This is a genomic window from Pseudoalteromonas luteoviolacea (genome assembly GCF_001696455.1).
Taxonomy (GTDB): domain Bacteria; phylum Pseudomonadota; class Gammaproteobacteria; order Enterobacterales; family Alteromonadaceae; genus Pseudoalteromonas; species Pseudoalteromonas luteoviolacea_C.
Genome location: NZ_MAUJ01000015.1, coordinates 21426 through 46185, shown reverse-complemented (window position 1 = coordinate 46185; position 24760 = coordinate 21426). Strand labels below are relative to the sequence as shown.

The 24760-nt window shown below is 43.7% G+C and carries 24 protein-coding genes; 13 read left to right on the top strand and 11 right to left on the bottom strand.

Annotated features, from left to right (window positions below; genetic code table 11):
- Nucleotides 1–9: 9 nt before the first annotated feature.
- The 3 genes from A7985_RS23575 to A7985_RS23565 are packed head-to-tail and all read left to right on the top strand — an operon-like array spanning nt 10 to nt 5451.
- A complete protein-coding gene (locus A7985_RS23575) occupies nt 10–3744 on the top strand; it encodes a translocation/assembly module TamB domain-containing protein (protein ID WP_176716799.1) in 3735 nt (1244 codons plus the stop codon).
- Nucleotides 3744–4583: a transporter substrate-binding domain-containing protein gene (locus A7985_RS23570; RefSeq protein WP_065792868.1), complete on the top strand. Its 840-nt coding sequence runs from the start codon at nt 3744–3746 to the stop codon at nt 4581–4583. The genes A7985_RS23575 and A7985_RS23570 overlap by 1 nt, the downstream gene beginning before the upstream one ends.
- Nucleotides 4570–5451, top strand: a complete 882-nt coding sequence (locus A7985_RS23565) for a peptidylprolyl isomerase (RefSeq protein WP_065792867.1) — start codon at nt 4570–4572, stop codon at nt 5449–5451. The genes A7985_RS23570 and A7985_RS23565 overlap by 14 nt, the downstream gene beginning before the upstream one ends.
- Before the next feature lie 47 nt (nt 5452–5498).
- Here the strand turns inward: A7985_RS23565 and queF are convergent, their stop codons facing one another.
- Nucleotides 5499–6344 carry an NADPH-dependent 7-cyano-7-deazaguanine reductase QueF gene (gene queF / locus A7985_RS23560; protein WP_065792866.1) on the bottom strand — a complete coding sequence of 282 codons (846 nt, stop codon included), beginning with the start codon at nt 6342–6344 and terminating at the stop codon, nt 5499–5501.
- Nucleotides 6345–6404: 60 nt separating this feature from the next.
- On the opposite strand from queF, the gene syd reads away from it, so the two are divergent.
- Nucleotides 6405–6947 (top strand): SecY-interacting protein, encoded by a 543-nt coding sequence (gene syd / locus A7985_RS23555; protein ID WP_065792865.1) that lies wholly within the window; start codon nt 6405–6407, stop codon nt 6945–6947.
- Here syd and A7985_RS23550 read toward each other — a convergent pair whose 3' ends face one another.
- The 3 genes from A7985_RS23550 to A7985_RS23540 form a co-directional block, all read right to left on the bottom strand.
- Nucleotides 6948–7721 (bottom strand): Zn-ribbon-containing protein, encoded by a 774-nt coding sequence (locus A7985_RS23550; RefSeq protein ID WP_065792864.1) that lies wholly within the window; start codon nt 7719–7721, stop codon nt 6948–6950. It abuts the gene before it with no gap.
- Between the two features lies 1 nt (nt 7722).
- Nucleotides 7723–7986, bottom strand: coding sequence for a hypothetical protein (locus tag A7985_RS23545; RefSeq protein WP_065792863.1), 264 nt, complete (start codon nt 7984–7986; stop codon nt 7723–7725).
- Between the two features lie 107 nt (nt 7987–8093).
- Entirely contained in the window at nt 8094–8321 is a 228-nt protein-coding gene (locus A7985_RS23540; protein WP_065792862.1) for a DUF2789 domain-containing protein, read from the bottom strand.
- Nucleotides 8322–8445: 124 nt separating this feature from the next.
- On the opposite strand from A7985_RS23540, the gene A7985_RS23535 reads away from it, so the two are divergent.
- Both A7985_RS23535 and A7985_RS26655 read left to right on the top strand, forming a co-directional pair.
- Nucleotides 8446–9111, top strand: coding sequence for a GNAT family N-acetyltransferase (locus A7985_RS23535; RefSeq protein ID WP_065792861.1), 666 nt, complete (start codon nt 8446–8448; stop codon nt 9109–9111).
- A 720-nt stretch (nt 9112–9831) separates the two neighbouring features.
- Nucleotides 9832–9984, top strand: coding sequence for a hypothetical protein (locus A7985_RS26655; RefSeq protein ID WP_176716798.1), 153 nt, complete (start codon nt 9832–9834; stop codon nt 9982–9984).
- Between the two features lie 113 nt (nt 9985–10097).
- Here A7985_RS26655 and A7985_RS23530 read toward each other — a convergent pair whose 3' ends face one another.
- Nucleotides 10098–10403, bottom strand: coding sequence for a DUF3301 domain-containing protein (locus A7985_RS23530; RefSeq protein ID WP_065792860.1), 306 nt, complete (start codon nt 10401–10403; stop codon nt 10098–10100).
- Nucleotides 10404–11429, bottom strand: a complete 1026-nt coding sequence (locus tag A7985_RS23525; protein ID WP_065792859.1) for a DUF3549 family protein — start codon at nt 11427–11429, stop codon at nt 10404–10406. It abuts the gene before it with no gap.
- A gap of 148 nt (nt 11430–11577) precedes the next feature.
- Here A7985_RS23525 and A7985_RS23520 point away from each other — a divergent pair, with 148 nt between their 5' ends.
- From A7985_RS23520 to A7985_RS23510, 3 genes are read left to right on the top strand one after another with little or no spacing between them, the layout of a single operon-like run.
- The gene (locus A7985_RS23520; RefSeq protein ID WP_256096842.1) at nt 11578–11907 is read left to right on the top strand and encodes a YqcC family protein; all 330 of its coding nucleotides are present in this window, start codon (nt 11578–11580) and stop codon (nt 11905–11907) included.
- Complete coding sequence (truC, locus tag A7985_RS23515; protein WP_065792857.1) at nt 11901–12635, top strand: tRNA pseudouridine(65) synthase TruC; 735 nt, start codon at nt 11901–11903, stop codon at nt 12633–12635. The genes A7985_RS23520 and truC overlap by 7 nt, the downstream gene beginning before the upstream one ends.
- Nucleotides 12635–13078 carry a flavodoxin domain-containing protein gene (locus A7985_RS23510; protein WP_065792856.1) on the top strand — a complete coding sequence of 148 codons (444 nt, stop codon included), beginning with the start codon at nt 12635–12637 and terminating at the stop codon, nt 13076–13078. The genes truC and A7985_RS23510 overlap by 1 nt, the downstream gene beginning before the upstream one ends.
- A gap of 57 nt (nt 13079–13135) precedes the next feature.
- Here A7985_RS23510 and A7985_RS23505 read toward each other — a convergent pair whose 3' ends face one another.
- Together A7985_RS23505 and gloB are read right to left on the bottom strand one after the other, a co-directional pair.
- Complete coding sequence (locus A7985_RS23505; RefSeq protein ID WP_065792855.1) at nt 13136–14701, bottom strand: lytic transglycosylase; 1566 nt, start codon at nt 14699–14701, stop codon at nt 13136–13138.
- Between the two features lie 198 nt (nt 14702–14899).
- Complete coding sequence (gene gloB, locus A7985_RS23500) at nt 14900–15667, bottom strand: hydroxyacylglutathione hydrolase (protein WP_065792854.1); 768 nt, start codon at nt 15665–15667, stop codon at nt 14900–14902.
- A gap of 52 nt (nt 15668–15719) precedes the next feature.
- Here gloB and A7985_RS23495 point away from each other — a divergent pair, with 52 nt between their 5' ends.
- Nucleotides 15720–16466, top strand: a complete 747-nt coding sequence (locus A7985_RS23495) for a class I SAM-dependent methyltransferase (RefSeq protein WP_065792853.1) — start codon at nt 15720–15722, stop codon at nt 16464–16466.
- A 5-nt stretch (nt 16467–16471) separates the two neighbouring features.
- Here the strand turns inward: A7985_RS23495 and rnhA are convergent, their stop codons facing one another.
- Both rnhA and A7985_RS23485 read right to left on the bottom strand, forming a co-directional pair.
- The gene (gene rnhA / locus A7985_RS23490) at nt 16472–16942 is read right to left on the bottom strand and encodes a ribonuclease HI (RefSeq protein WP_065792852.1); all 471 of its coding nucleotides are present in this window, start codon (nt 16940–16942) and stop codon (nt 16472–16474) included.
- Between the two features lie 95 nt (nt 16943–17037).
- Entirely contained in the window at nt 17038–19050 is a 2013-nt protein-coding gene (locus A7985_RS23485; RefSeq protein WP_176716797.1) for a winged helix-turn-helix domain-containing protein, read from the bottom strand.
- A gap of 328 nt (nt 19051–19378) precedes the next feature.
- Here A7985_RS23485 and A7985_RS23480 point away from each other — a divergent pair, with 328 nt between their 5' ends.
- Nucleotides 19379–20437: a metallophosphoesterase gene (locus tag A7985_RS23480; protein ID WP_065792850.1), complete on the top strand. Its 1059-nt coding sequence runs from the start codon at nt 19379–19381 to the stop codon at nt 20435–20437.
- Nucleotides 20438–20544: 107 nt separating this feature from the next.
- Here A7985_RS23480 and A7985_RS27095 read toward each other — a convergent pair whose 3' ends face one another.
- On the bottom strand, nt 20545–23097 hold the full coding sequence (locus tag A7985_RS27095; protein WP_065792849.1) for a PKD domain-containing protein: 2553 nt from the start codon (nt 23095–23097) through the stop codon (nt 20545–20547).
- A 191-nt stretch (nt 23098–23288) separates the two neighbouring features.
- On the opposite strand from A7985_RS27095, the gene A7985_RS23470 reads away from it, so the two are divergent.
- The gene (locus tag A7985_RS23470) at nt 23289–23852 is read left to right on the top strand and encodes a hypothetical protein (protein WP_065792848.1); all 564 of its coding nucleotides are present in this window, start codon (nt 23289–23291) and stop codon (nt 23850–23852) included.
- A 194-nt stretch (nt 23853–24046) separates the two neighbouring features.
- On the top strand, nt 24047–24757 hold the full coding sequence (dnaQ, locus tag A7985_RS23465) for a DNA polymerase III subunit epsilon (protein WP_065792847.1): 711 nt from the start codon (nt 24047–24049) through the stop codon (nt 24755–24757).
- Nucleotides 24758–24760: the final 3 nt, after the last annotated feature.

Here is a 24760-nt window from a genome sequence, read left to right as displayed (position 1 = left end):
GGAGAGCCCGTGAATTTTGATTTTAAAAAACGCTCACTGATTACAATGGGTGCTTTGCTCGTGGTGTTTACTTTGTTCTTTGCGTCGCATACAGGTAATAAGGTGCTGGTGGGGATCATTAATTATTTGATGCCACAGATAAACATTGAATTGCACGACGGCAAGCTGCTCTCTGGTGGAAAGCTCTCTTTGAGCTTTAGGTCTCCGTCGGTGAATGTTAGCGCGACTCATGCACGTCTGAATTTGACTTGGTTCGATTGTGCGACGATTTGCTTGTCTTTGCAGGTGGATAAATTGATGGTCACTGCCACTGGGCCGGCAGCAGCGCCACAAGAAGCGTCTGTGCACAGTGATACTCTTGATGAAGGGCGACGAGAACCCATTGATTTGCCCATTTCCTTAGCGATTGCGTCACTGCATGTGAATACGTTTGTGTTGAATAGCGATGATCATTTGATTGAACTTTCAGACATCAATATGAGTGGGCAAGCTGATGACTCTCTTATCCATATCGCTCATTTACAGAGTGAGGTTTTTCGAATTAAGCAATTGCGATTATCGTCCGAGCCGTCGCGTAATGTACCCGATAGTCTCGCTCCTATAGTTGCCCCAGATTTGTATATTCCCATTGACATTGAATTACCTAAACTACAAATCTCTCAAATTGAGTATCACCCAGTAGGGCAAGCGCCCATCGCAATTGATAATTTTGAATTGGCGTTATCTGTAAAGTCACAAACAGTTCGCGTTCACTCTCTGGTGTTTAATTACTTGCAACATAGTGCATATGCTGCACTAGACTATGATTTTAAAGCACACTCAATTCATGGCAGTGTGGGGATTGCGCACCCCACGGGCGCACTTTCTGCCGTCGTTCAGGGAAATTTTGAAAAGTTAAACATCAAGAGTCGCGCTTCTGGGCAGCAGCAGGCAAAAGCTTTATTGTCTGTTTCCCCGGCTATAAAAAATTGGCCTTTTACTTTGGATACACAAGTTAGCCGTGTAGACATTGGGCAAACAGCAAGGCTGTCTCAATTCAAATTGAAAGGGCAGGGAAGCGCCAATGATTACGCTTTTTCAATGCAAGGAATTGCCGATTTAAGCCACCTTTATGAGCAAACACTGTCTGCCCATATTCAAGCATCAGTGAGCGGCACGCTGTCCAGTTTAGAGATAAAGAATAGCCGCATACAAGTTGAAAAAGCATACACTGATTTATCCGCTAAAGTAGATTGGCAACAGGGCATAAACCTCGCCATTGAAGGTGCTTTAGCGCATTTACCGATCCCAAATATGGGGCTTGGAGATCATCAACATTTAAGCAATGGCCTGCTAGGCTCTCTCTCCGGTACCTACGCTATGCAATTTGAACAAGCTGATAGCACTTGGCATGCCAATATAGAGCAATTTCAGTTACATGGTGAAGTTGCCAAGCAACCACTGTCTTTGACTATTCGAGGAGACGTGAATGAGCAATTACAAGGGCACTTAGCGCGTGCTCAGCTACAATATGGCGCTAGTGCCATCGACCTGAGCGGTACGCTAGGTAAAGAGCTAGATCTGACAGCAAAGCTCGCGATAAATCAGCACTCAACGCCTCTGTTACCTGTAGATCTCACCTTGCACGGTGGGCTTGAGATTACCGGTCCAGCATCAGCTCCAAAAGTGGTTGCCAATTCGATGGTATCGCGCTTTGTCTATGATGAATTGACTCTAAAAGATGCGCAACTAACCTCGGATATCGACTTTGCGAAGGACTTTGCGGGGAATATTTCAATGGCAATTGCTGAAGCCAACTTACCTGGCATTGAAAATGGAAAAGTTGCCTTTAATGCCCGAGGTAGCCTTATTAACCACACGGTGGATTTGAAATTAGAAAGCCAACGTGCCTCAGCTGATATGGCCATCTCAGGGCAGTATAAAAATACACATTGGGATGGGCAAATAAATGAGAGCCGCTTTGCCATGGCTTCGCTTTCTCTGATGCTTAACGACCCGATAAAGCTTACTGTGTCGGACACGGCCTTATCCATATCAGAGCATTGCTGGCAAGTGTCCAGCGGGCAAGCGTGTTTATCAGCCAATCAGCAAGATGCACTGGGTGAAGCCAAAGTAAATTTAACGGATATACCAATTGATATTGCATCAGCGTGGTTTCCTGATGGGGTTTCAGCTGAAGGAAAATTGACAGGTCAAAGTGAGTTACAGTGGGACCATAATCGCCTCAGTGCGCTAGCTGGTAATTTGGGGTTAATCAATGGCAAAGTCGAGCTATCAAAAGCACAGGCAAATGTAGAAGAGTTGCCGGATGCGTTACCAACAGCTTTAACCATAGAGTCTTTTGATGTCGAACTAAATGGCGATGCCAACAAGGCGCATGTTGATTGGCAAGTGCAGCTGGCTAAACTTGGCAGCTTCAATGGTTCGTTGCTCTTTCCTGATATATCGAACACCAAGGCGGTGAATGGGTATATAGATGTGAATGCAATTCAACTCAAAGAATTCACCCCGTACCTTAGGGTCTTTGCTTGGCCAGATCTCACCGTCGCGGGCCAATTGGATGGCCGGGTTGAATTGCAGGGCAACATTGAACAGCCCAAGGTCATGGGGCGGTTTAAAGCTGATGGGGTATCGGTACTATCTAGTTACTTACCTATGCAAATTACTGATCTTGAGCTAGATATTGGCGTACAAGACGAATCAGTTAAGTTGCAAGGAAAGGTGCAAACACCAGAATCAGGTGTGGCGAATCTTTATGGCACAGCCACTTTGCAGCCTGACTTAGCTATCGATCTCAATATAAATGGGCAGCATTTGTTTATGACGCCTATGGCCGGGGTTCAAGTTGCTGTTTCACCTGATTTGCAAATTCAATTTGCTCAACAACAGCTTAATGTGATGGGGGAAATCAATGTACCGTTTGCACGGTTTACGTTAAGCACGTTACCTGAGGGCGCGATTGTAGTCAGTGAAGATCAGGTACTCCTTGGTGCCGAGGAGCAGGCTTCCCAATCCCCATTGATGGATTTTCAGGCTGATATCGATATTAATTTGTTGGATGATGTACGTGTAGTGGCATTAGGTCTGGACGCTTATTTAAATGGTGAACTATCTTTAGAAAAGCAGCTGGGCACGGCGATATTGGCTGCGGGTGAAGTTTCTTTGCGAGAGGGGAAATATACGGCTTTTGGCCAAGACCTCTTTATTAAAACCGGTCAATTAGGTTTCAATGGTCCACTAGACAAACCCTATTTGAACATTCGAGCTATTCGCAACCCAGATACGACAGCAAATGGCGTGATAGCCGGTGTGGCAGTGCAAGGCAGTATTGCAGCACCCGAACTAACAATATTTTCAGAGCCCGCCATGGATCAGGCCAAAGCGCTTGCTTACTTACTTAATGGCGAAGCGCTTGGGGCGGGAGAAAGCTCTAATAATACGATGCTGGCACAGTTTTTATTGTCGAAAAGTATCGATAAAAGTAAAGGATTATTTACAAAAGCGGGAAAAAAATTAGGCCTGAAAGATGTGAATTTGGCAGCAAAAGGCAGTGGTGATGATACACAAGTTGAACTTTCAGGGTACATTACACCTAGTGTACAAGTTAGTTATCGCGTTGGGGTATTTGCATCGCTAAGCGAAATTGCAGTACGTTATCGAATATTTTCAAAGCTTTATATTGAAGCTACGAGTGGTCTCTACGATAGTATAGACTTGTTGTATAAATTTGATTGGGGTGGTTGATGCGCTATTTGAGCGTTTTGCTTGTTGTGATGTTTTGTCACACCGCGGTCGCAAAAGAAGCTAAAGTTGTTAGAGTTACGCAGGGCGCACACCCTTATGTAGTAGATTTGATCAAGTTGGCATTGTCATATCAAAAAGCGTCTTACAAACTCCGCTATGTTGACAACATTCCAACTCAAAGCCGTGCAATTAGATTGTTAGGTAAAGATAATGGAATCGATATCTTTTGGTCTGTTACGAGCTCGGAACGCGAAAACATGGCGCGTGCCATTAGAATCCCCATAGTAAAGGGGTTATTGGGATATCGCATCCTAGTCATAAATGAAGAAAATCAAAAGAAATTTAGCCAACTAAATCATATATCTCAACTTGAAAAGTTTCATTTTGGGCTCCGCTACGATTGGCCGGATCACAGTATTTTTATTGATAATAAATTGTCAGTAAATGAATTCAAAACGTTTACTGGTGCATTGAATATGTTGAAGTCTAACCGCTTTGACGCTGTGCCTATTAGCATCTTAGAATTGCCTGATTTGGTGAAAAGGTATCAAACATACGCTGAGCAAAAGCTGTTACTTTACTATCCATCGGCTGTTTATCTGTTTGTGGAAAAATCAGACCAAGCGCTGCATAGTGCGCTTTCAAGCGGTTTAAATAATGCTTTGCAAGATGGTCAGTTTGAGAAGTTATTTGATAAATACTTCCATGAGCTAGTCGATGAATTGGAATTGGAAAGGCGTACGTTGATAGAGTTGAAAAATCGTCGCCTACCACCAAGTGCGCCTTTGGAAAATCAGCACCTTTGGTATCAACAAGAAGTAAAAAATGAAAAAAAGTAATGTATTTTTGGCCTCGTCTCTCCTGATATTAAGTGGCTGCATGCAGCAGCCAGATAAACCTCAGGGTGAGGTTCGCTCTCCTAGTGAAATTATGAATGCGGCAACGCAATCAAATTGGCGTGATGTAGACAAGGAAAACATTTTACGTATTACATTGGAAACAGGCCATGTCTATGTTGAGCTCAATGAGCGATTGGCCCCAAACCATGTAAATAACATTAAGTTATTGGCGAGGGAGCAGTTTTACAATGGCTTGAGTATTTATCGCTTTGTCGAAGGGTTTGTTGCGCAAGGGGGCGATCAGACAGATACTAAAATCCCTCAGCAGGGTAAAAAAAGACTCGATGCGGAATTGTCATTTAAAACCCAATCTCGTTTGCCGATCACTGCGCTTGATGGCTCTGATGGTTACGCGATAAGAACAGGGTTCTTGGATGGTTTTGCTGTAGGACAAAATCGCAATGCGACAAAAACTTGGATGACTCACTGCACAGGGGCCTTTGCTATGGCGCGTGGCAATGAGATTAACAGTGGTGGAACAGAGTTTTACATTACGCTCTCTCCTCAGCGATATTTAGATAGAAATATCACTGTTTTTGGACGAGTTTTAGAAGGCATGGAGCATGTCCAAAAACTACAACGGCAACCCACTTCAGGGCGTGCATATAATCCTATTCTGAGCGTTGATGTGCTAGCGGACCTGAGCGGTGAAGACAGCACACAATTTGAAGTCTTTGATACGAGTACCCCGCTTTTTCAAGAACTTATTGCCGCGAGAACGAACCGACCAGAGCCTTGGTTTAAATTTACACCAAACTATGCGGATGTTTGCTCAGTCGCGGTGCCGACTAGAAGAAAGACAATGTAGAAAATAGAAAAGTGCCGTGTGATACGGCACCTATTAAATTGACTCTATTATTGGCGGTTTACGCGAATATTAAAGCTGGTGGTGTCTTGCTCTGTTGAACGAAATGGGTTGATATCCAGACCACCACGGCGTGTGTAACGTGCATAAACTTCTAGTTTACTTGGGTTCAATGCTCGCTTAATGTCGCAGAAAATCCGCTCTACGCATTGTTCATGAAATTCATTATGGTCTCGAAATGAAATTAAGTATTTTAATAGAGACTCGCGACACACCTTATTGCCCTCATAGCTGATCACAATGCTCGCCCAATCTGGCTGTGAAGTGATAAGGCAATTTGACTTTAGCAGGTGACTATAAAGGGTTTCATTTACACATTCATCACTTGCAGTGCTTAGCATACCCTCAGAAGGGCTATAAGTATCTACCTCAATATCTAAGTCATCAATGCACGTACCTGGCAGTGATGTAAATGGAAGACAGTTATATTCATCCGGTCCGTAAAGCTTTACGATGACTTGGCATTGTGCTGCGGCACTGAGGTCTTCACTCAGATGCTGCTGTACCGTTTGCTGCGAGTCAAAGCGTGTTTGGTTAAAACTATTGAGATACAGCTTAAATGATTTTGACTCAATAATATGAGAACTTTGGCATGGAAACGTAAATGTAGCCACGGCAACTTGCGGTTTCCCTTTACTGTTTAGCCAAGATAACTCATACCCTGTCCAAGTGTCTTCACCAAAAAAAGGCAGCTTTTTTTCATCTACTGAAATTTGATCTCGATTTAACTTACGAGCAATTGGATGTAAAAGAGTTGCATCATATTGAGATGCATATTCGGTTGTTTTACCTAACACTGATGCTTTTAGCTCAGGTGCATTGTTGTAATCTGTCATGTTTCACCAATAGTGGTTACAATGGCCCGAATTATAGCGAATTAAAATGAGATTGGCAGTATGGCTTCAGTTACAAACTTAATGGCGGCACTCCACAAACGATATGCGTCGTCAACCCAACAAAACCTAGGGCATCTACCGCTGATTCAGCACGACGCTGACTACCCAAGTCCATGTGAAATAGGTCAGCCTGATGCGCAGGGGCAAATTCAATGGCAGGCAATATCTAGGACCCCTACGCAAAACTTAGATGACTTGGCCAAGGCACTTGAAACTGAATTTCCAGCTGCGCTACATGCATTTTATGGTGTGATGTTTGGCGGGAATATTCTGACTCAGTTTGATGGTAATGACGTTGAGCTATTGCAAGTGTGGAATGACGAGGACTTTATCAACCTACAACAGAATATCACAGGCCATGTGTTGATGAAGCGTCGATTAAAACAAGATGACACGGTATTCATTGGACTAACTGAAAAAGAAGACCTATTGATAACAGTTAAACTAAAAACGGGTGAGGTCTGTTTAGAGTATGTAGGCAAGCCACCGCATCATGTGCTGGCGGCTAGTTTAGAGGAGTTTATTAAAAGCCTAAGTTTTTAATTACTGAAAATCCCATGAAATATTCGATACGAGCTGGCAGTTTTCGCATTTAAAATCAAAAATGCCAAACCAAGGCTCGTCTAATGCCCAATCTCCATCGCAGCTTGGGCATTTTCTTTGGCGTTCTGCTTCAACGTTTGCGCCACCAACCCGATATAAGTAATAGTAAACGGGCTTATTGGTTAGGTAACGAATACGTTTACTTAAATCTAGTCCACGACGTGTCAGGTCACTTGAAAGGCTGCTGATTTCTTCTAACGCCGCAAATTCGCAGCGTGTTGCACCATTGATCTGTATTTGATCACATGCTTGCCAGTCTTCTTGCCATTTTATCAATGCTTTATAATCGCCATTGGCGATTGCAGGAATGTTATATAACGGGACTGGCAAAAAGTCATCTCCACAATAGAGTGGGCTGCAAGTGTGCACATACGTTGTGTAAAGTATGTAGCTCGATGGAGACTGACATTGGTCCGCACCATTTGCATGAATATCTTGGCCAATTACTTTAACCTTGGGGGCAAGTAGTCCGGCTTGTTGCAGCTGTTCAACTGCGTGCTTAACAAAAGGGCTGTGGTGCAGCGGGTGTAAAGAGTCTTCTAAAGGGCACATAACACGGGTGATGAAGTAACCATCTTTCAATACTGTGGGAAATTCATCACCGATAATTTGACCGTTAAAGCGAAGCGCATTAACTAAGCGGTTTATTGCCTGTTCAGCCATATCCAACGTTGTATCTTGGTAGCAGTCAAAAGTGAGATCAACGACAAACATGCTACTTACGCTCTTCTAAAATGGCCAATAATTTATCAAGCTTTGCTTCAATTCTATCGAGCTGAGAGAGTGCATCCGGTTCTGAAGCGTCTTGTTCAGGCACATCATGATCAATTGAGTCGGGTGCATTTTTATATGAGGTTAATGCGGTAATAATCACAGGCATGGGCACCGATGATGTCAACTTAGACTTAACAGTGGCAACGGTTGGTGTTTTGCCTTCCGACACTAACGTTCGGATGGCTTTTTGAACAGCTGGGTGCATAACAAACTACCAAAAAATAAAAATCAGTTTACCATCTTTAAGCTGATTACCAAATGGCTTAAAGAACAGGCTCAGTCGTTTGTTTTTACGATTTAGTTCGCCAGTATTTATCGAAGTAATGCATCGAGTTCATCAATAACCTCACTCCAATCTGCATCCTCATTGAGAGACTCCTCAATAAAGTTTTTCTGTCCTTCATTCCAAAAAGGTGCGTCTTTGATAAGGATGTGGCTTTGTAACTTATTGCAATCGATAAATTGTGAGATGTGCTCATCACTATTCTCTAACCCTAATTGGGAAAATAAAGATTTTAAAGAGTGGTAGCTGGTATCCATATAGGTCTCATTGAACAAGAAATATACAACAACTATAGTAGAAGCAGACGGACTTTATAGTGTGAAAGCATTTACCTTGTGAAAAATCCGCGAAACCTAATCAAATTGTGACAGGGATATAGACATGACAACAATAGAAGAACAATTACCCGACACGCAAATTAGTGTTAAATATTTAGCGCCTGAAGATATTCATGTGGCAGCGAGCCTGCTTTACCAAGCGTATCACGAAGACCCTTTACTTATTAATATTTTGGATGAGCCAAATGCCAGCAAGTTTGAATCGAAATTACGCGCCTTGATCAGAGAGGAGTTGTCTAGTTTCAGTAAAGCGGGGCAACCCATAATTGGGGTGTATATAGCGGATAATTTGGTGGCAGTAGCATGTGTATTTATATCGCAATCTGAAATTGATGCCTCACGGGGGTGGAACTGGCGATTGAGATTGATGATGGCGGCAGGGAGGTTACAGACGCAGCAATTGTTAGAAAAGGAACGTACGATAAAATCCAAATTGAGTGAGTACGAAAGTTATTACTTCTTATCATTTATCGCGGTGGACCCACATTACCAGGGGCTAGGCTATGGCCATCATTTGCTGTGTGCATTAGATACATTAATTAATGAAAATCATGAAGCGTCAGGGCTTGCTGTATTTGTCACAAAGGGCAACCAAGTCAATTTTTTTGAGGCCCATGGTTATCAGCTTATTGAGCAATTGGTGTTTAAATCAGCATCTGGTGAATTGCTGTTTAAGCACCGCACTGACAAATTGGAAAAAGCACTGTGAGACTTTTCCTACATAGATGTGAGTTTTAATGGGAAGTATGCCCTGTTTTAGGCTTAACTTGTTTTTTAAGTCATTGTTTTAATTTGTTTTTGTGTTTTATTTCAGTAATTTTTAATAACTTTAATTGAGAATATCTCCTATTTATTGAGATTAATTCGCTTAAACTTATTCGTGTTGAAAGGTGAACGGACTCAAAAAGGATTGAATCGCTAGGAAGGCGGGTAGGATACAGATATACACGGGAAGTTCGGAGCGCCAAAGGAACAGGTGAAGAGGAGCCAAGTCGGCAGGACATAGCACAGGATGTGCAGACATAGGAAGTGTCAGGGAATTAGGAGCACCGAAGGAAAAGGTGAAGAGGAGCCAAGAAGGCAAAGGATATAGCACAGGATGTGCAGACATAGGAAATGTCAGAGGATTAGGAGCGCCGAAGGAAAAGGTGAAGAGGAGCCAAGAAGGCAAAGGATATAGCACAGGATGTGCAGACATAGGAAATGTCAGTGGATTAGGAGCGCCGAAGGAATAGGTGAAGAGGAGCCAAGGGGGCAAAGGATATTGGCACAGGATGTGCGGACATAGGAAATGTCAGTGGATTAGGAGCGCCGAAGGAATAGGTGAAGAGGAGTCAAGAAGGCAGAGGATATAGCACAGGATGTGCGGACATAGGGAATGTCATAGGAGCGGCATAGCCGCAATACAACGGATGTACGGGCATAGGATATGCTTGGTAAATTGGAACAACGCGCTAGGATGTGTGAAGTGGACAACAGTGCAGGATGTACTGAGGATGAAGGCATGGAGGATAATCGGGTGTATTGGATGTATACCCGTTCAGGGGAAGATGAAAATTGGCGGCTTGCTGTGATGTTGTAGGCAGAGGTAGTGGATACCTCCAAGGGAATTCGTCGGATTGGGGCGTGACAAACAGGGTTACGCCTTAGTTTTTTAAGCAGGTTCCCAATCCGAAATACTTGTATTCATAAATATCACTCCACTATTCTGTGTGGAGGTACATCTATTTTGACTAATAGTTGATTTTCTAGGTACAAAGTTCCTTTGTACGCTGTATCTCTATCTGAGCTAAACTCAAATAAAAATTGGCTTTTTATTCCCAGCTTGCCATTTTTAAGCACGCCAACACGCCGTTTCTGGCACGCAACACTTAACAGTTGTACATTAAGTTTTTCGCATTGTTGTGCTGCGTGTTCACGGGCTGCTTCTGCGATCTCTCTACTATACCAAAAGAAACCACAAACCGTAAGGGTGAGTATAAAAAGCCAAAGTGTTGTCATTTATGAAAATAGCCTACCAATTGCTCTAGAAAGTGTGTCGCTTCGATTTTGCGCTCTCAATAATCCTAATACATGTGGACGGAGAATCGGAATTGCAACTAAATCGGTGAAAATACTTTCAAAAAGTCCATCAATTTGAATATTGTGAGCAGCTTTATCCATAAATGTGTAAAGGCGCTCGGGCTCTGTTAGTGTTTCCCAGCCTCTTCCTGCAATGGTAAGTAAAACGTCAGCCTGATCAGCAAGTTCTGAGTTCAGAAGGTGATCCACTGACTGTGCTATCAAGCCAAGTCCATGGCTGCCCGACATAGCCCTAAAGCAGTTGATACTGCCATTCAAATCTTGTTGGGAAATATGTTGGCATAGCTGTGTTTGTAAATGCTCTGCCAGCTCAGTTGAAATGGCAACATGTTCTAACATTGCTGCTAATGGACTTTGCACTTGTTCGGGCAGATTTGACCAACGGGCAATCAAGTTGGATTGATTGTCGCCATGCTCCAGACGCATTGCAAAATCCGCAAGCCCTTGTAAAGCAATGTTTTGCCAGTCTTGGCGTGCACTGTTTGTAAAATATTGTTCTACAGTTTCATAATATTGAGAAGCAGGGCGTTTTAACTCACACTTCATAAGTGCATTAAATGCGGCAAGCTTATTTGCGTTGGGTGTATATACATAAGGGTTATTATCAAGTTTCCCTTGGGCTGCTTCACCCGTTAGCTGCGTACCTAATGCTTCTAATACCATGGAAGCAAAATGATCTCGACTAGCAATGACTAATTTACTTTGTTCGTCTAGTGGAAATTTGAGAAACCACACATAAGGGTCTTGTGTGGCTTGGTTATCCCAAAATTGAATCGCAATTAATGCATGATTGCCCAGTGGGTAAGGGTACGGCACCTGGGTATTTTCAATTTGAGCAAATTGTTTTTTGTCTATCTTGGTAATTCGACGACCGATATCATAAGCACGCCACTGAGTGCCTGCTGATGTTAATAGCTCGCCTAATGTTGAAATTTGCGCCGTCATTTTATACTCACTTAAAATTGCTTTGCCGGCGATTATAACGGTATTTAAGCCCTGTAGTAAGGCCTGCCTGAACTTCCTAAGTTAAATGCTCTTGTTGGTCCACAATGGTATAATGGTCGTTTGGATAACACGAAAAAGAGAGGTTCCCGTGAGCCAACAAGTTTTACAGCATCTTGCTGAGTTAGAAAGCCAATTACAACAAGCTAAACTTTGGCAAGCAGAGCCTGTGGAAGCGCAAGCACTCGCGTCCACACAGCCTTTTTGTTGCGATACTTTGCGTTTTGAACAGTGGCTGCAATTTGTCTTTATTCCAAAAATTCAACAGATGATACAAGCAGGTCAATCTCTCCCGACTAACATTGCCATTGCACCTATGGCAGAGGTCGCCTTTGCAGACCATCCTCAGCAACAAGCTCTTTTTTCTAAGTTAAATGAAATAGATACCGTTATTTCAGCTGGTGGGGAGAAATCGTGCTAGAGATTATTTACCAAGATGACAATTATGTTGCCATCAACAAGCCTTCTGGGTTGTTAGTCCATCGCTCTTTTCTCGATAAGCGCGAAACACAGTTTGCAATGCAAATGCTGCGTGATCAGTTGGGGCAGCATGTTTTCCCAGTGCATCGCTTAGATAGGCCAACCAGCGGTGTATTGTTATTCGCGTTAAGCTCTGAGGCGGCTAGAGACATCAACCAGTTGTTTATTGAAGGTACAGTCGATAAGCGCTATTTGGCATTGGTGAGGGGGTTTAGTAAGGACGAGGTCTTTGTCGATAAACCTTTAAAAGAGCAACTGGACAAAATAGCCGACAAGTTTGCCGATCAAGATAAGGCCCCGCAGGAAGCCCAAACAATGGTACGTTGTCTGCACCGAGCAACTCTTGATATACCTTTTGGTAAATATCCAAGCATACGTTATTCGCTGGTCGAGTGCTTTCCAAAAACAGGTCGTAAGCACCAGATCCGCCGTCATCTGAATCATTTATCGACCCCAATCATTGGTGATGTAAATCACGGTGATAATAAGCATAACCATTTTTTCCGTGATCATTTTCAGCTTCAGCGTCTCATGTTGTTTGCAACTGAGCTAAAGTTTATACATCCTTACACGAAGCAACCTATTTTAATTCGCGCTAATTTAGGTGATGACATGCTCAGTATTTGCCGTCAGCTAGGTTGGCCAACAACAGAGAAGGATTATCAATAATGGCGTCAATTACGCTATTTGTAGGCAGTGTCTACGGCAATGCGGAAAACTTAGCGACTCAAATACAGTCACATATTAATGCGCAGGGGCATCAAGCGAATATCGCAGAACCCCCTACTTTGGACAGTTTGAAAGCTGCGCAGCATGTGCTTTTTGTCTCTTCTACAACTGGTCAAGGAGATATTCCTGATGGTTTGTTTCCTTTGTTTTTACAGATGCAAGCGCAGTTACCCATGTTGACAAATAAACAAGTCGGTGTGGTGGCTTTAGGGGATAGCAGTTACGGAGAAACCTATTGCGGAGCGGGGCGTCAAATTGATGCACTGGTAAGAGAACTTAATGCAAAATTACCACAACCGAGGCTGGATGTAGACGCCGGGGAGTATTTTGAGCCTTGGGAGCCTGTGGAGCCTTGGCTTCAGAGCTGGTTAGCGGCACTGTAAATTTAAAAAGCGTTCTGATAAAAAAGGCCACGTTTATGCTACGTGGCCTTTTTTGCATTAGGTTGTTTGTACATTGACCTTGAGCTTTAATTTTTGCCCAGGGTGTAAGTACTTTTGACCAGCCAGAGAATTCCACTTCACGATGTCTTTGATTGACACATTGAACTTATTGGCAATTCTTGCCAATGAATCGCCTTTGCGAACTTTATAAGTAATCGTGCGCTCTTTATTTTGCAAACCAGCGGTCTTATTTTGTTGCTGTGTTTTGTAAATCGTCAGCTTTTGGCCCAGTTTAAGCACCGAGCTTGGTTTGAGTTTATTCCAAGCAGCTAATTGTTTAATTGTGACATCATATTCACGGCTGATATCCCACAGTGTGTCACCACTTTTCACTGTATGCACTTTCTTACTTTGCTCGGTTTTGTTGGCAACCTTTCTAACAGATGTTGGTAAGTGTTCACTTTTAAGTTCACCTTCACTGAGTGGGACAAGTAACTGTTGGCCTACTCGAATGATATTGCCTTTAAGCTTGTTGAGCGTTCTTATTGCGCTGGTATTTGTATCAAACTTTTTTGCAATAACAGAGAGGCTATCTCCCTTATTTACTGTGTAGTATTGCCAGCGCAAGCGTTCTTGCATTGGTGTGTTCGCAAGCGCTGTTTTAAACTGGGCAATCTTATCTAGGGGAAGTAATAATGAGTGAGGTCCTTTAGGATCTGTTGCCCAGCGGTTAAACCCAGGGTTTAGACGGTATAACTCTGTTAGCGATATTTCTGCCATGTCGGCAGCCAGTGCTAAGTCTATTTGAGTACCCACTTCGACAGTATCGACAACCTGCGCATTAATAATCTTATTCCATTTAACCTTAAACTCATCTTGGCGCATCAATAAGTCTGAGAGTGCAAGCAGCTTAGGTACATACGCGGTGGTCTCTCTTGGCAAGTCTAGCGACCAGAAATCGGTTGGCAGATGCTTTTTGCGATTTTTACGAATAGCCCTCATCACTCTGCCCTCGCCAGAGTTATAAGCAGCAATTGCGTTCAACCAGTCACCATCAAGTGTTTTATGAAGGTAAGTCAGATAGTCCAACGCTGCACGCGTTGACTGTACAATGTCCCTGCGGCCGTCGTACCACCAGTTCTGTTTTAAGTCAAAACGTTCACCAGTTTGCGGCATAAATTGCCAAATGCCGGACGCACTTCGGTGTGAATAACCAAACGGGTCAAATGCACTTTCGACAATAGGAAGGAGCGCAATCTCAATAGGCATCTCGCGCTTTTCGACTTCTTCTACGATAAAATAGAGATACGGCTCTGCACGCTTTGAAATTCGGTCTAAATAGGACTGATGTCGCTGGTAGTAGTTCCTTTCTGTTACTACGGGGCGGTTTTGTGGCACCGGTATAGATAACTGATAACGGATGCGTTCCCAGACGTCATCAAAAACAGGTGGCGGCTCATCGGCCTCAATGGGTTCTTGAATAGCGTGAGACAATGCTTCGCTTATTTGTGCAGGGCTTGCATGGTCTAAAAACTCGGCTTGCTGAGATTGGACCTGCTCTGTTGTCGTTTGACAACCAGCAAGCAAACTCATAATCGCAATTATCAGAAATGACTTTTTCATAAATCTCTTTTTGTCGGGCAAAAACCCGGCAATATTACCCTTATCTGCCGTAATTGAAAAGTTGTTCGCAACAACACAACAAGGATTCAGCTCGCATGAGTACGTAAATAGCTGATATGAATTTATACTTAAAACGGTGCGAACTGTATAAGTTAGCACCGCCAAGTGAGTGGCTTTATGTTTGTGTAAGCCAAGCGGTTAGAACTGATCCTTCCATAGCCTGAGTTTTGCAAATACCTGCCATGGGGTCTCGGTGGGACCTTTGAGGCCTTCAGGTAAATTGGCTAAGATTGATTCATCATGCGTTCTAAGAAACGGATTGATAGCCCGTTCATTACCTATGCTTGAGGGAAGCGTTGCTTGGTCGTGATGTCGTTTTGCTTTGGCCCATTGGGTATAGGCTCGCAGGTTATCATTATCTGGCTCTACAGCGTTGGCAAAATCTAAGTTTGCGAGTGTGTATTCGTGCGTACAGTAGACGGCGCACGTGTCAGGAAGCGTCGATAGTGCTTGCAATGAATGCCACATTTGTTCTGCGGTACCCTCAAAAAGCCGACCACAGCCTCCACTGAATAAAGTATCCCCAGTAAACGCTCTCACGTCATTGATATAACAAATATGGTCTAGAGTATGGCCCGGAGTTTTAATTATACGATAGCATTCACCTGCTATAGTAAGGGTATCTCCTTGAGATAATGAGTGACTGATACCTTTAAAAGGGGAATCATTTGGTCCGTAAATAGGAACGTCAGGGTAGTGTGATAATAACTCAGCAATGCCATCTGTGTGATCCCAATGATGATGGGTAACTAAGATGCCTGAGAGCTGTCGATTTTGTTCGCGCAAAAACTGTAGCACTGGATGACTTTGTCCCGGATCCACAACCCAAGTATCTGGGGTCTGCCCATCACAAATGGCCCAAATGTAGTTATCGTTAAATGCGTTGATCGGATGAACTTGCGTCATAACTCATTGCTCTATAAAGTGAAGGTGTCAACTAGTATAACGAGCGCACACGATGAAGCCAGCATTAAGTTTTCAGCAAGGACCCATACCACAAACATGGGGAGACTTTCCTCACGGGGAGTACGTGCGGGTTGGTATTGAGCGCCGTATGTCAAGATGGCTGCCGCGTATGTTTGGTTACCATATGCTTAAATTAGGGTGTTTGAGCGGGCAGTTAGATACGTCAGAAAGCCCCATTGACCATCAAGTGTGTATTTCTCCTAGTGCCCCTCATGCCGGTGTCATTGCTGAAATTGACGAGTTACCATTTTATGAACACAGTGTTGATGCCTGTATTTTGTCTCACTGTTTGGAATATCATTCTGATCCCCACCACATTTTGCGAGAAGCGCACCGCACTTTGATCCCGGGAGGTTACATTGTGATCACTGGCTTTAACCCATTTAGCTTATGTGGCTTGGCGCATATGTTGCCATTTAGTGGTGAAAAGCTTCCTTGGTCAGGCCGATTTTTTACGCCTTCTCGGGTAAAAGACTGGTTGAATCTGCTCGGTTTTGAAATTGTAACGGATGAGCGTTTCATTCATGCTTCGTTGGCTCGAGGGTCACGATTGTCTCGCTTTGCGCCTTGGCGTCGGTTTTGTCGACATTATTTAAAACCGATGGGGAGTGTATACATGCTGGTGGCAAGAAAGCGGGTAGCACCGTTAACTCCCATAAAACCTAAGTGGCATGCAAGGCCCAAGTGGACGCCTGCAGTTAAAGGCGCACGCCTGAAGCACAGCCGCACGCGGGACTAATAAGGTTATTGCTGGGCTATGTAGCCGCTATCTTCCAATAGCTCACTTTGCGATGCGGCCTCTCGCGCTAAGTCATCCACCAATTCGTTATACTTGTTACCTGCATGACCCTTGACCCAGCGCCATTCTACTTGATGTCTTTGGCATGCGTTGTCGAGACGTTGCCATAAATCGACATTTTTCACGGGTTGTTTGGCTGCTGTTTTCCAGTTACGTTTTTTCCAATTTGCAAGCCAAGACTCTATGCCTTGTTTTACATATTGGCTATCTGTATACAGGACGACTTCGCAAGGGCGAGTGAGGGTTTCTAGTGCGACGATCGCCGCTAACATTTCCATCCGGTTGTTGGTGGTTAGCTGGTAGCCTTGTTGCAGTTTTTTCTCATGACCTTGGTAACTTAAATAAATGCCATAACCCCCGGGTCCGGGATTGCCAAGACATGAGCCATCGGTATAAATCTCTACGGTTTTTTGCACGAATTCGCCTGTTTAATAAGGTGTGGGCAGATAATCGCTAACCATAGCAAAGTTCGGCAGCCAACGGTATGCCAAATTAAAAGGCATTTTGATAATCAAGGAAGGTTGGACAACCAAAAATCATTATAAGAAACCACTTGTTGGGTGCCAATGAGCCCATATAACCGCAACTGTGGCCGGTGTATGGGGGTAAATGCGTTCTGCGTATCAATTAATTGCTTTATTGATCTGTCGTTTGTATTGAAATAATTGAGCGCGCCTTCTTTCGATATAAAATAAACACCACTTGAATCAATATCCCAATTCCGATTGAGCGTCATACTATATGGGAGCGCAATTTTTTGAGGTGCACCGGTGAAGTCCCACTCCCAAAGTGCTTGGTGAACCGCATCAATATAAAAAAGGCGCTTTTTGTCAGGTGTAAACCTTGCCTGATATACACTGATTTTGGGTTGCCATGTTTCTATATTTTGCGCAGGAAGCGAGTGAGATAATTCCCAAGTTCCATTTTTTAAACTGGAGTGCCATATTCGATTGTTTTTATCCCATCCAATAACATGCAGTGGGAAATGTTGCTGCCAGTGTACATCCCATTTATGGGTGGCGATATTGAAAATGAGCGTCCCATATTGATTGTTCTTTTTAACGGCAGCAGCCAATAGTTGACTGTTTGATGACCAAGCCAAATCGTAAATTTCATCAAAGTGCACGTCACCCAGACTGGATAGTTGATTATTGTACCGCAGCCACAACGTTTTTTTACCTAAGCGAGTTGAAGCAAACAGCATTCTCGTTGCGTCTGGGCTAATAGCAAACTCGCTATCGGATCCGTTTGATAGTGTGAGCGAATAAGTTGTAGGACCAACCGTTAAGTCTATGGCTTTACCAATAGAGTTGGCATGTTGAAAAGTCAGAAGAAGCTGACCTGCTTTGCTCGCCACTTGAGGGGTTGCAACGTATTGATCTGAAACTGGTGAGAATAGCTGAGTGTGTACGCCAGATCCTGACAGTAAATATACACCCTGTTCATTGGTAAATATGAGTTCTGAATGATTATACCAGTCAAGTCCCGTTATACTGTTTTGATACGGCGTTCGTTGTGTTTCATTACCATCCAGAGACACAGTGAATATTGCGTGTTCGGTTGGTGATTTAGTGCGGATAAACGCGACTTCCTTTCCTGCTGGAGAGAATACAGGATGACTGTCTGAATAGCCTTTTGGTGGTGAAGATAACACCGTACTTGAAGCGAGCAAGGGATTAAAAAGAAACACTTTGTGATTAACAATATGTTGGGTCCTTTGTGTAAACGCCATTGTGTTACTTTGCGCATGATAGCTCAGTCCATTGCTCTCACTTTCTAACTGAAAAATAGGCTTAACTTTACGCTTATCGAAATCAATTAAGGAAATGGTGTAACTTTTGGGATCACCAAGGAGATTGGCGATGGCAAAAGCTGTGTGCAATCGTGGTGCTGGCACGGGAAACGAAAATGCGATGTTATTTTTTTTAAAGCGCAGTTTATCTCCGCTTTTTACCGACATTAAAACTAAGGTATTTGCTGAGTGATCCCGCTCGATGTACGCCAGTTGTGATGCATCCTCGCTGAGGTGAGGCATTACTTTTAATTGATGACTATGAGTAAGGCGTTGAAATTCGCCATTCAGTTTGGGTATGGCGCTTTGAGCCAAAATCGAGTCATCAAGCTTAAGGATTGCAAAAAAAACGAGGCAGCTGAGCATAAAAATAAGACTGAAAATCCAGCGTGCTTTTGGGCTTCTCCTGGGGGGAGAAGTAAGCTTTACGTCGGCAACCAATCGATAGCCGCTCTTGCGGATTGTGGCAATATATTGGGGTTCAGTGGAACTATCATTCAACGCTTTTCTGAGGGCGGATATCACTCTATTTAAAGCATCTTCGGTGACCACTTGATTTGGCCAAAAAGCGCTAAACAGTTCCTCTCTGGTAATTATTTCACCCGGGCGAGCTGCCATATACTGTAAAATGAGCGCGGCTTTAGGTTCTAAGCGCACCAGCTTTTGTGCACGTGTTGCTGTGAGCCTTTTACAATCGATAACCCAATCGTTAATTTTAAAGTGATCGAGCAAAACGTTACTTTGGTGAATCATAACCAGTTGAAAGTGTGATATTAATCAAGCTTAAACCTTATCATATTTGTGCGTAGATATGCTTTTGGGAACACGCAAAGTAGTTGAAAAGTCATGAAATGTGGAACGTACTGAGCGAATTATTTGTGATGTTACCTGATATAACCTGATACGAATTTATCTTACTGTTTTTATTGGTTTTAATTTTCAGTGTGGGGCTGGTAAATACTGGTTTCCAAGCTATTGAGTTGCTAGTTTAAGCATGTGTCAAGTTCAGTGGGCGGCAGTTCTAACTCATTTCAGTCACGTTATTAACCATGAGAGCAATATGTATATCAACAAGAAACTAGTTTTAGGGCTTTTTGGCTTATTTATTTCAGCGAACAGCATGGCGATGTTTAACGAGGGGCCCTATGTTTTCTCGGAAAATGAGGGTTATCGAGTCGAGCTAATTTGCGCCGGTAAGGCGCGCTCATTTTACTTGCAAGCGCAAAGTCATATTGAATATTGTGGCCAGCGTATGGCGTTAGAGTTAACCCCGAACCCACCTCAGGTCTCCCAGATAGAGGGCGCGTTTCCTGTGGCTGCCTTAAGTGATATTCATGGTCAATACGACATCATGATACAACTTCTCAAGGCCAATAAAATTGTTGATGAAAATGGGAGCTGGGTATTCGGTAAGGGACATTTAGTAATTACCGGTGATATTTTTGACCGTGGCAGTCAGGTGACAGAAGCGCTTTGGTATATAAAATGGCTAGAAGGTGAAGCTTTGAAATATGGAGGGAGAGTGCATTTTCTGTTGGGAAACCATGAGGTTATGGTGCTTAATGGCGATTTGCGCTATTTGCACAAAAAATACCTAAAAGCAGCGTCACTTATTGGGACACCTTTTGAACAACTGTTCTCCAAGAAGAGCGTTTTGGGGCAGTGGTTAAGAAGTAAGAATGTGGTGATTAAAATAAATGAGAACCTATTTTTGCACGGTGGATTTCATCCAAATATCTTAGGCTTCAAGGCGTCACTAAAAGAGATAAACCGCGTTTTTAGAGCAGAACTCGTTGCAGACGAGCTTAGTGTGGCTAAGCGCTCTAAGTTAGGGCGGTATTTGCATGGTACAAAGGGGCCAATTTGGTATCGTGGACTTTTCTCAAACATCGACAGGGAGGCGTTATCAAAGATATTGGCGTATTTTAACGCCAGCCGCTTTATTGTTGGACATACCTCACACTCAGAAGTCGTTAGTCGCCATTTTGGAAAAGTAATTGGCATAGATAGCAGTATCAAATTAGGGCATAAAGGTGAGTTGCTGCTCATTGACAAAGGTGTGTTTTGGCGGGCTGATACGCAAGGCCAACGAGTGAAACTACATTTCGGTGAGCGTTAAATCGATTGATTGTACGTGTCATATTCGCAGGTAAAAACCAGTTGGTTAAACCATCTGAAGCGGTGAATAAGGCTAACCAGAGGGTTAGCCTTTTTGGGTTTGCATTTCTATTGGGTTAATAATCTTAAAGATACGCCATTAAAATCTTGCTCAGTTCGAACATGGATATAATGCCAACCTTTTTTAACACCTTGAATAAGTAATGTGGCGTTATTACTGGGTTCGTTGTTACGAGCATCCCACAGTGCTTGGTTTGGGCGTTGTGCATATCGATAATACAAATCGGCATTACCGTCACCGTGTCCTGTGAAGATAAGTAAGTCCTTACCAGCTTGTTGCTCATCAATGTAAACTTGATATTGCAATTGTCCCGCACTGCTAAGATTATCGAGGCAATAAGTTGTCTGTAATTCCAACCTGCCACCTCGGTATGGTGTCGCATTTTGAGCGCAGCTATCTTCCAGTTCTGTACCTTCGGTAATTTTTGCTGTGGTTGTGTCTGAGTCGTTAAGACCTTCAGATGTCGAAACCGTGAGCGTCACCTCGTATTGGCCTGAAGTGGCATAAGTATGAGAAGGTGAAGCTTGTGTGCTGGTGGTGCCGTCCCCAAATTGCCAGTGGTAATTGAGCGCTCCAACTCCCGGGTTAATGCTACCCGAACTACTAAATTGGACGGGGCTTCCAGAAGTGGCGTGATATGGGCCATTGGCATCTGCACTGGGGGCTGGTTCGGCAGTTTGGTCCTGTACTGCTAGTAAGGTAACCTCTGAAAAAGCTTTATGACCATAGATCATAATAAAGTAAAGGCCTGCTTGTGTTTCTGCGATCTCACAGCGCTCAGCATTACCGTTTTTGTATGGTCGACAATCAAATGTGGATTGGGTCGGTCGCTCGCCCTTTTTGACATACAGATCGGCATCACCTTGCCCGCCCACAATGGATATGGTGAGAGGTTTTGCCGTATCCGTTACCTCATAGAAGAAATATGCAGCGTCTTTAGCATGCCCTGATACCGAAATGGGCACATTATTTTGCAACTGGGTATCGGGACTTGAGATGACAGAAACTCGGCTGTTTGTGCTGGCGCTGGCACCTTGGTTGTCTGTTACCGTCAGACTAACAGCATACTCTCCAGCCTCAGTATAGTGATGGGTCGTGTTGGCTAAAGTGCTGCTGTGTCCGTCGCCGAATTGCCACAGGTAATTGACAATATGACCATCACTGTCTCTGGACCCCTCACTAGAAAAGTTGCCGGGTTCAAGTAAAGTGAGTTGAGTGGGGAGCTGCATTTTTACTTCTGGTGGCACATTTGTGGGCTCATCCCCATCTGTATGGCGCAAAGTGAAGTAATCGACAATGTCTCCTTGTGGACCAATTACATTGGCTGTGAGCGAGTTATCCTCCACGTCCAAAACGATAGATCCTCGTCCACCATACATGTAATCACTGGGGTGTCGCTTTCCGTCGACAATTTCATCTGGCCGAACTTGTCTCGCGTAACCCCGTCCGCTTCCTGCGCTAGCGCCGTGAGTAATAAAGACAGCACCTTTTTGACCTCGCTGTTTAGTGTAAGCCCCCTCTTTATCTTGTTGACCGCTACCGTCATGAACGATGTGTTTTGTACGGTCATAGGTACTCGACATGCCGTAGTGGTTGGCCATGAGCACCGACCGTGTGTAGAAATGGTTGTGGCCTGCCATAACTAAGTCTACGCCGTGATCCTCAAGTATGGGTAAGAAGCGCTCACGCATATAAATCATATTTTCTGCTTCATCAGAGTCATGGCCACTTTTTCCGTACACGGGGTGATGAAAAGTGGCTATCAACCACTCGCTGCGGCTCGAAGCCAAATCCTGTTTCAACCAATTCAACATCGCATCTGACTCTTTATAATGCGCTCTGTCTGATGAATTCAAAACAACGACGTGTATATTGCCATAGTCAAATGAGTAGTAAGCTTCGTGTGACGAGGCTACTCCACCGGCTTGGCCGGCTGTGGGAAGCGTGAACAGATCATAAAATCCGCCTTGTTGAGTATCAACGTCGGCAGAGCGATTATCGTGGTTACCCATAATGGGCCACAGTGGGGACTGTTTTAATATGGTGGGATATTGATTGAATACGGCATTATCGTATTCGAGGATTGTGCCGTCATTATAGGCGTTATCGCCCAGCATCATCCAAAAATCAGGGGCTTGATCCCCAGAAAACTTTAAATACCCATCTCGAACAATTTTCTGTGCATTTGTATCTGGATCTGTACCAGCTCGACCCGGATCCCCCAGTATCCATATTCTTGTCTTTTGGGTTGAGTGCTTTATGGGTGCGGTGCGAAAGTAAGTCAGTTCATCTTGGCCACTCAGCAGTGTTTGAGCATCATAGATGGCATAAAAGTATTTTTCATTGGGTGTCAATGTTTTAATAGTCACTTCGTGCTGTTTTTTAGGTAAGTCGTCCGTAGTAATGCGTTGCAGTTGATCGAGTGATTTACCGTAGCTTAGGCTTGTTTTGGTATTCTCGTCGGTGTTCCAGCGGATGGTTACCTGATCCTCTCCAATCATTTGCAAGTAGGGGCCTCGCGTTAAATTTGCGGCTAATCCCACGATGGGGATACAAACTAAGCCGGATGAGATCAGGAGCTTCATAATTGTTGTTTTCATCTTTTTCGAACCTGTGTTGTTGTTAGTTATATATGTAAAGAGCAAAAAGTCGCTCAATATCACTCTGTCCTAAAAGGTGAAATATTGCTGGTGATAAAGGCTGATATAACCTGATATAAACGGATCGTTTTTTTTACTTATAAATATCAATTGGGTATGGTGTGAATTCGTCACTGATAAGCACTGAATATATGAAAGTTCTTTTTAAAATTACGTTGTTATTGGGGTTGTGTGTCGGCGCGACTGCTGTCAAAGCGCTCGAGATGTTGATACCAGCCAATTCGATGTGGGCGTATTATGATTTGCCCCAAAAGCCCTGTGAAGATTGGAAAAGCATTGAGTTTGACGATTCAAATTGGCCAAGTGGCCGAAGCCAGCTGGGCTATGGTGAAGGGGATGAACGCACCGTTGTTGCGAAAGAGGCGCAGGGGCAGCCTATCTTGGTTCATTATTTCCGACACAAATTTAGTTGGGAAGAAATACACACGAAACAACCTCTCAAACTACGTTTATTGGTCGATGATGGCGCACGCGTTTTTCTCAATAATCAGGAAGTACATCGGCAGTTATTACCCGCAGAAAGTCTTGATAGTGCACAATTGGCCACGGGCTCGCTGATAGAGCATAGTTGGTATGAAGTTGAATTGGGTAATGATGTGCGTTTAAAGCGAGAGAACATTCTCGCTGTTGAAGTAAGGCAAGTGTCTAAAACAAGTAGTGATTTGAGCTTTAACCTAGCGCTATTAATTGAATAAGTTCTATATTTTATAAGTCGCTCACGTAGAAAAGCAGATTTCCTAGTGACTTACAGCTAAGGTGGTGTGGGTTCAAAACGGCATTGTTTTGCAATTTGACGCTGAAAGGATTTGTGAATAGGTCATGTAACAAAGTCGAAAGTGAGTTAATATGGGGGCTTAAGCAGAGAAATGAATGTTAGAGATCGTAAATCATGGTAAAGCGTCAAATCGTTCTGGATACAGAAACCACCGGCATCGACCCTAAAGCAGGGCACAGGATCATTGAAATTGGGTGTGTTGAACTAATCAACAGGCGTCTTACAGGTAACAACTTTCATGTTTATATAAACCCGCAACGAGATATTGAAGAAGAAGCCATTGATGTTCACGGTATCACTAACGAGTTTTTACGTGGTAAACCTTTTTTCCATCAAGTAGCACGAGAGTTTCTTGAATATATTGAAGGCGCGGAGCTTGTAATTCATAACGCGCCGTTCGATGTGGGCTTTATGGATCATGAGTTTGCGATGTTAAACCAAGGGTATCCCGCGACCGATGACGTTTGTGAAGTGCTTGATACGCTTGTGATGGCGCGTGATTTGCATCCTGGTCAGAAGAATAGTCTAGATGCGTTGTGTCGACGCTATGACATCGACAACTCAAAGCGAACCCTGCACGGCGCATTACTGGATTCCGAGATTTTGTCAGATGTTTACTTGGCAATGACAGGCGGACAGAAGAAGCTGAATCTGGCTCAACAGAGTGATGGCGAGCAGCAAGCTGGTAGTGGCGGTATTCGCAGACTAGGGGCTGACAGGCCATCGCTACGTGTGCTTTACGCCAGTGAAGAAGAAGAGCTGGCGCACACTGAACGCATGGAAATTGTCAATAAAGCAAGTGGACAAAGCTTATGGCAACAATAAAGA

Bases quoted from the DNA above. Each gene is read 5' to 3' on its own strand.
- A7985_RS26655 (WP_176716798.1), top strand. From the start codon at position 9,832: ATGCTTGGTAAATTGGAACAACGCGCTAGGATGTGTGAAGTGGACAAC.
- A7985_RS23480 (WP_065792850.1), top strand. From the start codon at position 19,379: ATGTATATCAACAAGAAACTAGTTTTAGGGCTTTTTGGCTTATTTATT.
- A7985_RS23495 (WP_065792853.1), top strand. From the start codon at position 15,720: ATGAAGCCAGCATTAAGTTTTCAGCAAGGACCCATACCACAAACATGG.
- A7985_RS23510 (WP_065792856.1), top strand. From the start codon at position 12,635: ATGGCGTCAATTACGCTATTTGTAGGCAGTGTCTACGGCAATGCGGAA.
- gloB (WP_065792854.1), bottom strand. From the start codon at position 15,667: ATGACGCAAGTTCATCCGATCAACGCATTTAACGATAACTACATTTGG.
- dnaQ (WP_065792847.1), top strand. From the start codon at position 24,047: ATGGTAAAGCGTCAAATCGTTCTGGATACAGAAACCACCGGCATCGAC.
- A7985_RS23565 (WP_065792867.1), top strand. From the start codon at position 4,570: ATGAAAAAAAGTAATGTATTTTTGGCCTCGTCTCTCCTGATATTAAGT.
- A7985_RS23505 (WP_065792855.1), bottom strand. From the start codon at position 14,701: ATGAAAAAGTCATTTCTGATAATTGCGATTATGAGTTTGCTTGCTGGT.
- A7985_RS23530 (WP_065792860.1), bottom strand. From the start codon at position 10,403: ATGACAACACTTTGGCTTTTTATACTCACCCTTACGGTTTGTGGTTTC.
- A7985_RS23545 (WP_065792863.1), bottom strand. From the start codon at position 7,986: ATGCACCCAGCTGTTCAAAAAGCCATCCGAACGTTAGTGTCGGAAGGC.
- A7985_RS23540 (WP_065792862.1), bottom strand. From the start codon at position 8,321: ATGGATACCAGCTACCACTCTTTAAAATCTTTATTTTCCCAATTAGGG.
- A7985_RS23570 (WP_065792868.1), top strand. From the start codon at position 3,744: ATGCGCTATTTGAGCGTTTTGCTTGTTGTGATGTTTTGTCACACCGCG.
- syd (WP_065792865.1), top strand. From the start codon at position 6,405: ATGGCTTCAGTTACAAACTTAATGGCGGCACTCCACAAACGATATGCG.
- A7985_RS27095 (WP_065792849.1), bottom strand. From the start codon at position 23,097: ATGAAAACAACAATTATGAAGCTCCTGATCTCATCCGGCTTAGTTTGT.
- A7985_RS23535 (WP_065792861.1), top strand. From the start codon at position 8,446: ATGACAACAATAGAAGAACAATTACCCGACACGCAAATTAGTGTTAAA.
- A7985_RS23550 (WP_065792864.1), bottom strand. From the start codon at position 7,721: ATGTTTGTCGTTGATCTCACTTTTGACTGCTACCAAGATACAACGTTG.
- A7985_RS23525 (WP_065792859.1), bottom strand. From the start codon at position 11,429: ATGACGGCGCAAATTTCAACATTAGGCGAGCTATTAACATCAGCAGGC.
- A7985_RS23470 (WP_065792848.1), top strand. From the start codon at position 23,289: ATGAAAGTTCTTTTTAAAATTACGTTGTTATTGGGGTTGTGTGTCGGC.
- queF (WP_065792866.1), bottom strand. From the start codon at position 6,344: ATGACAGATTACAACAATGCACCTGAGCTAAAAGCATCAGTGTTAGGT.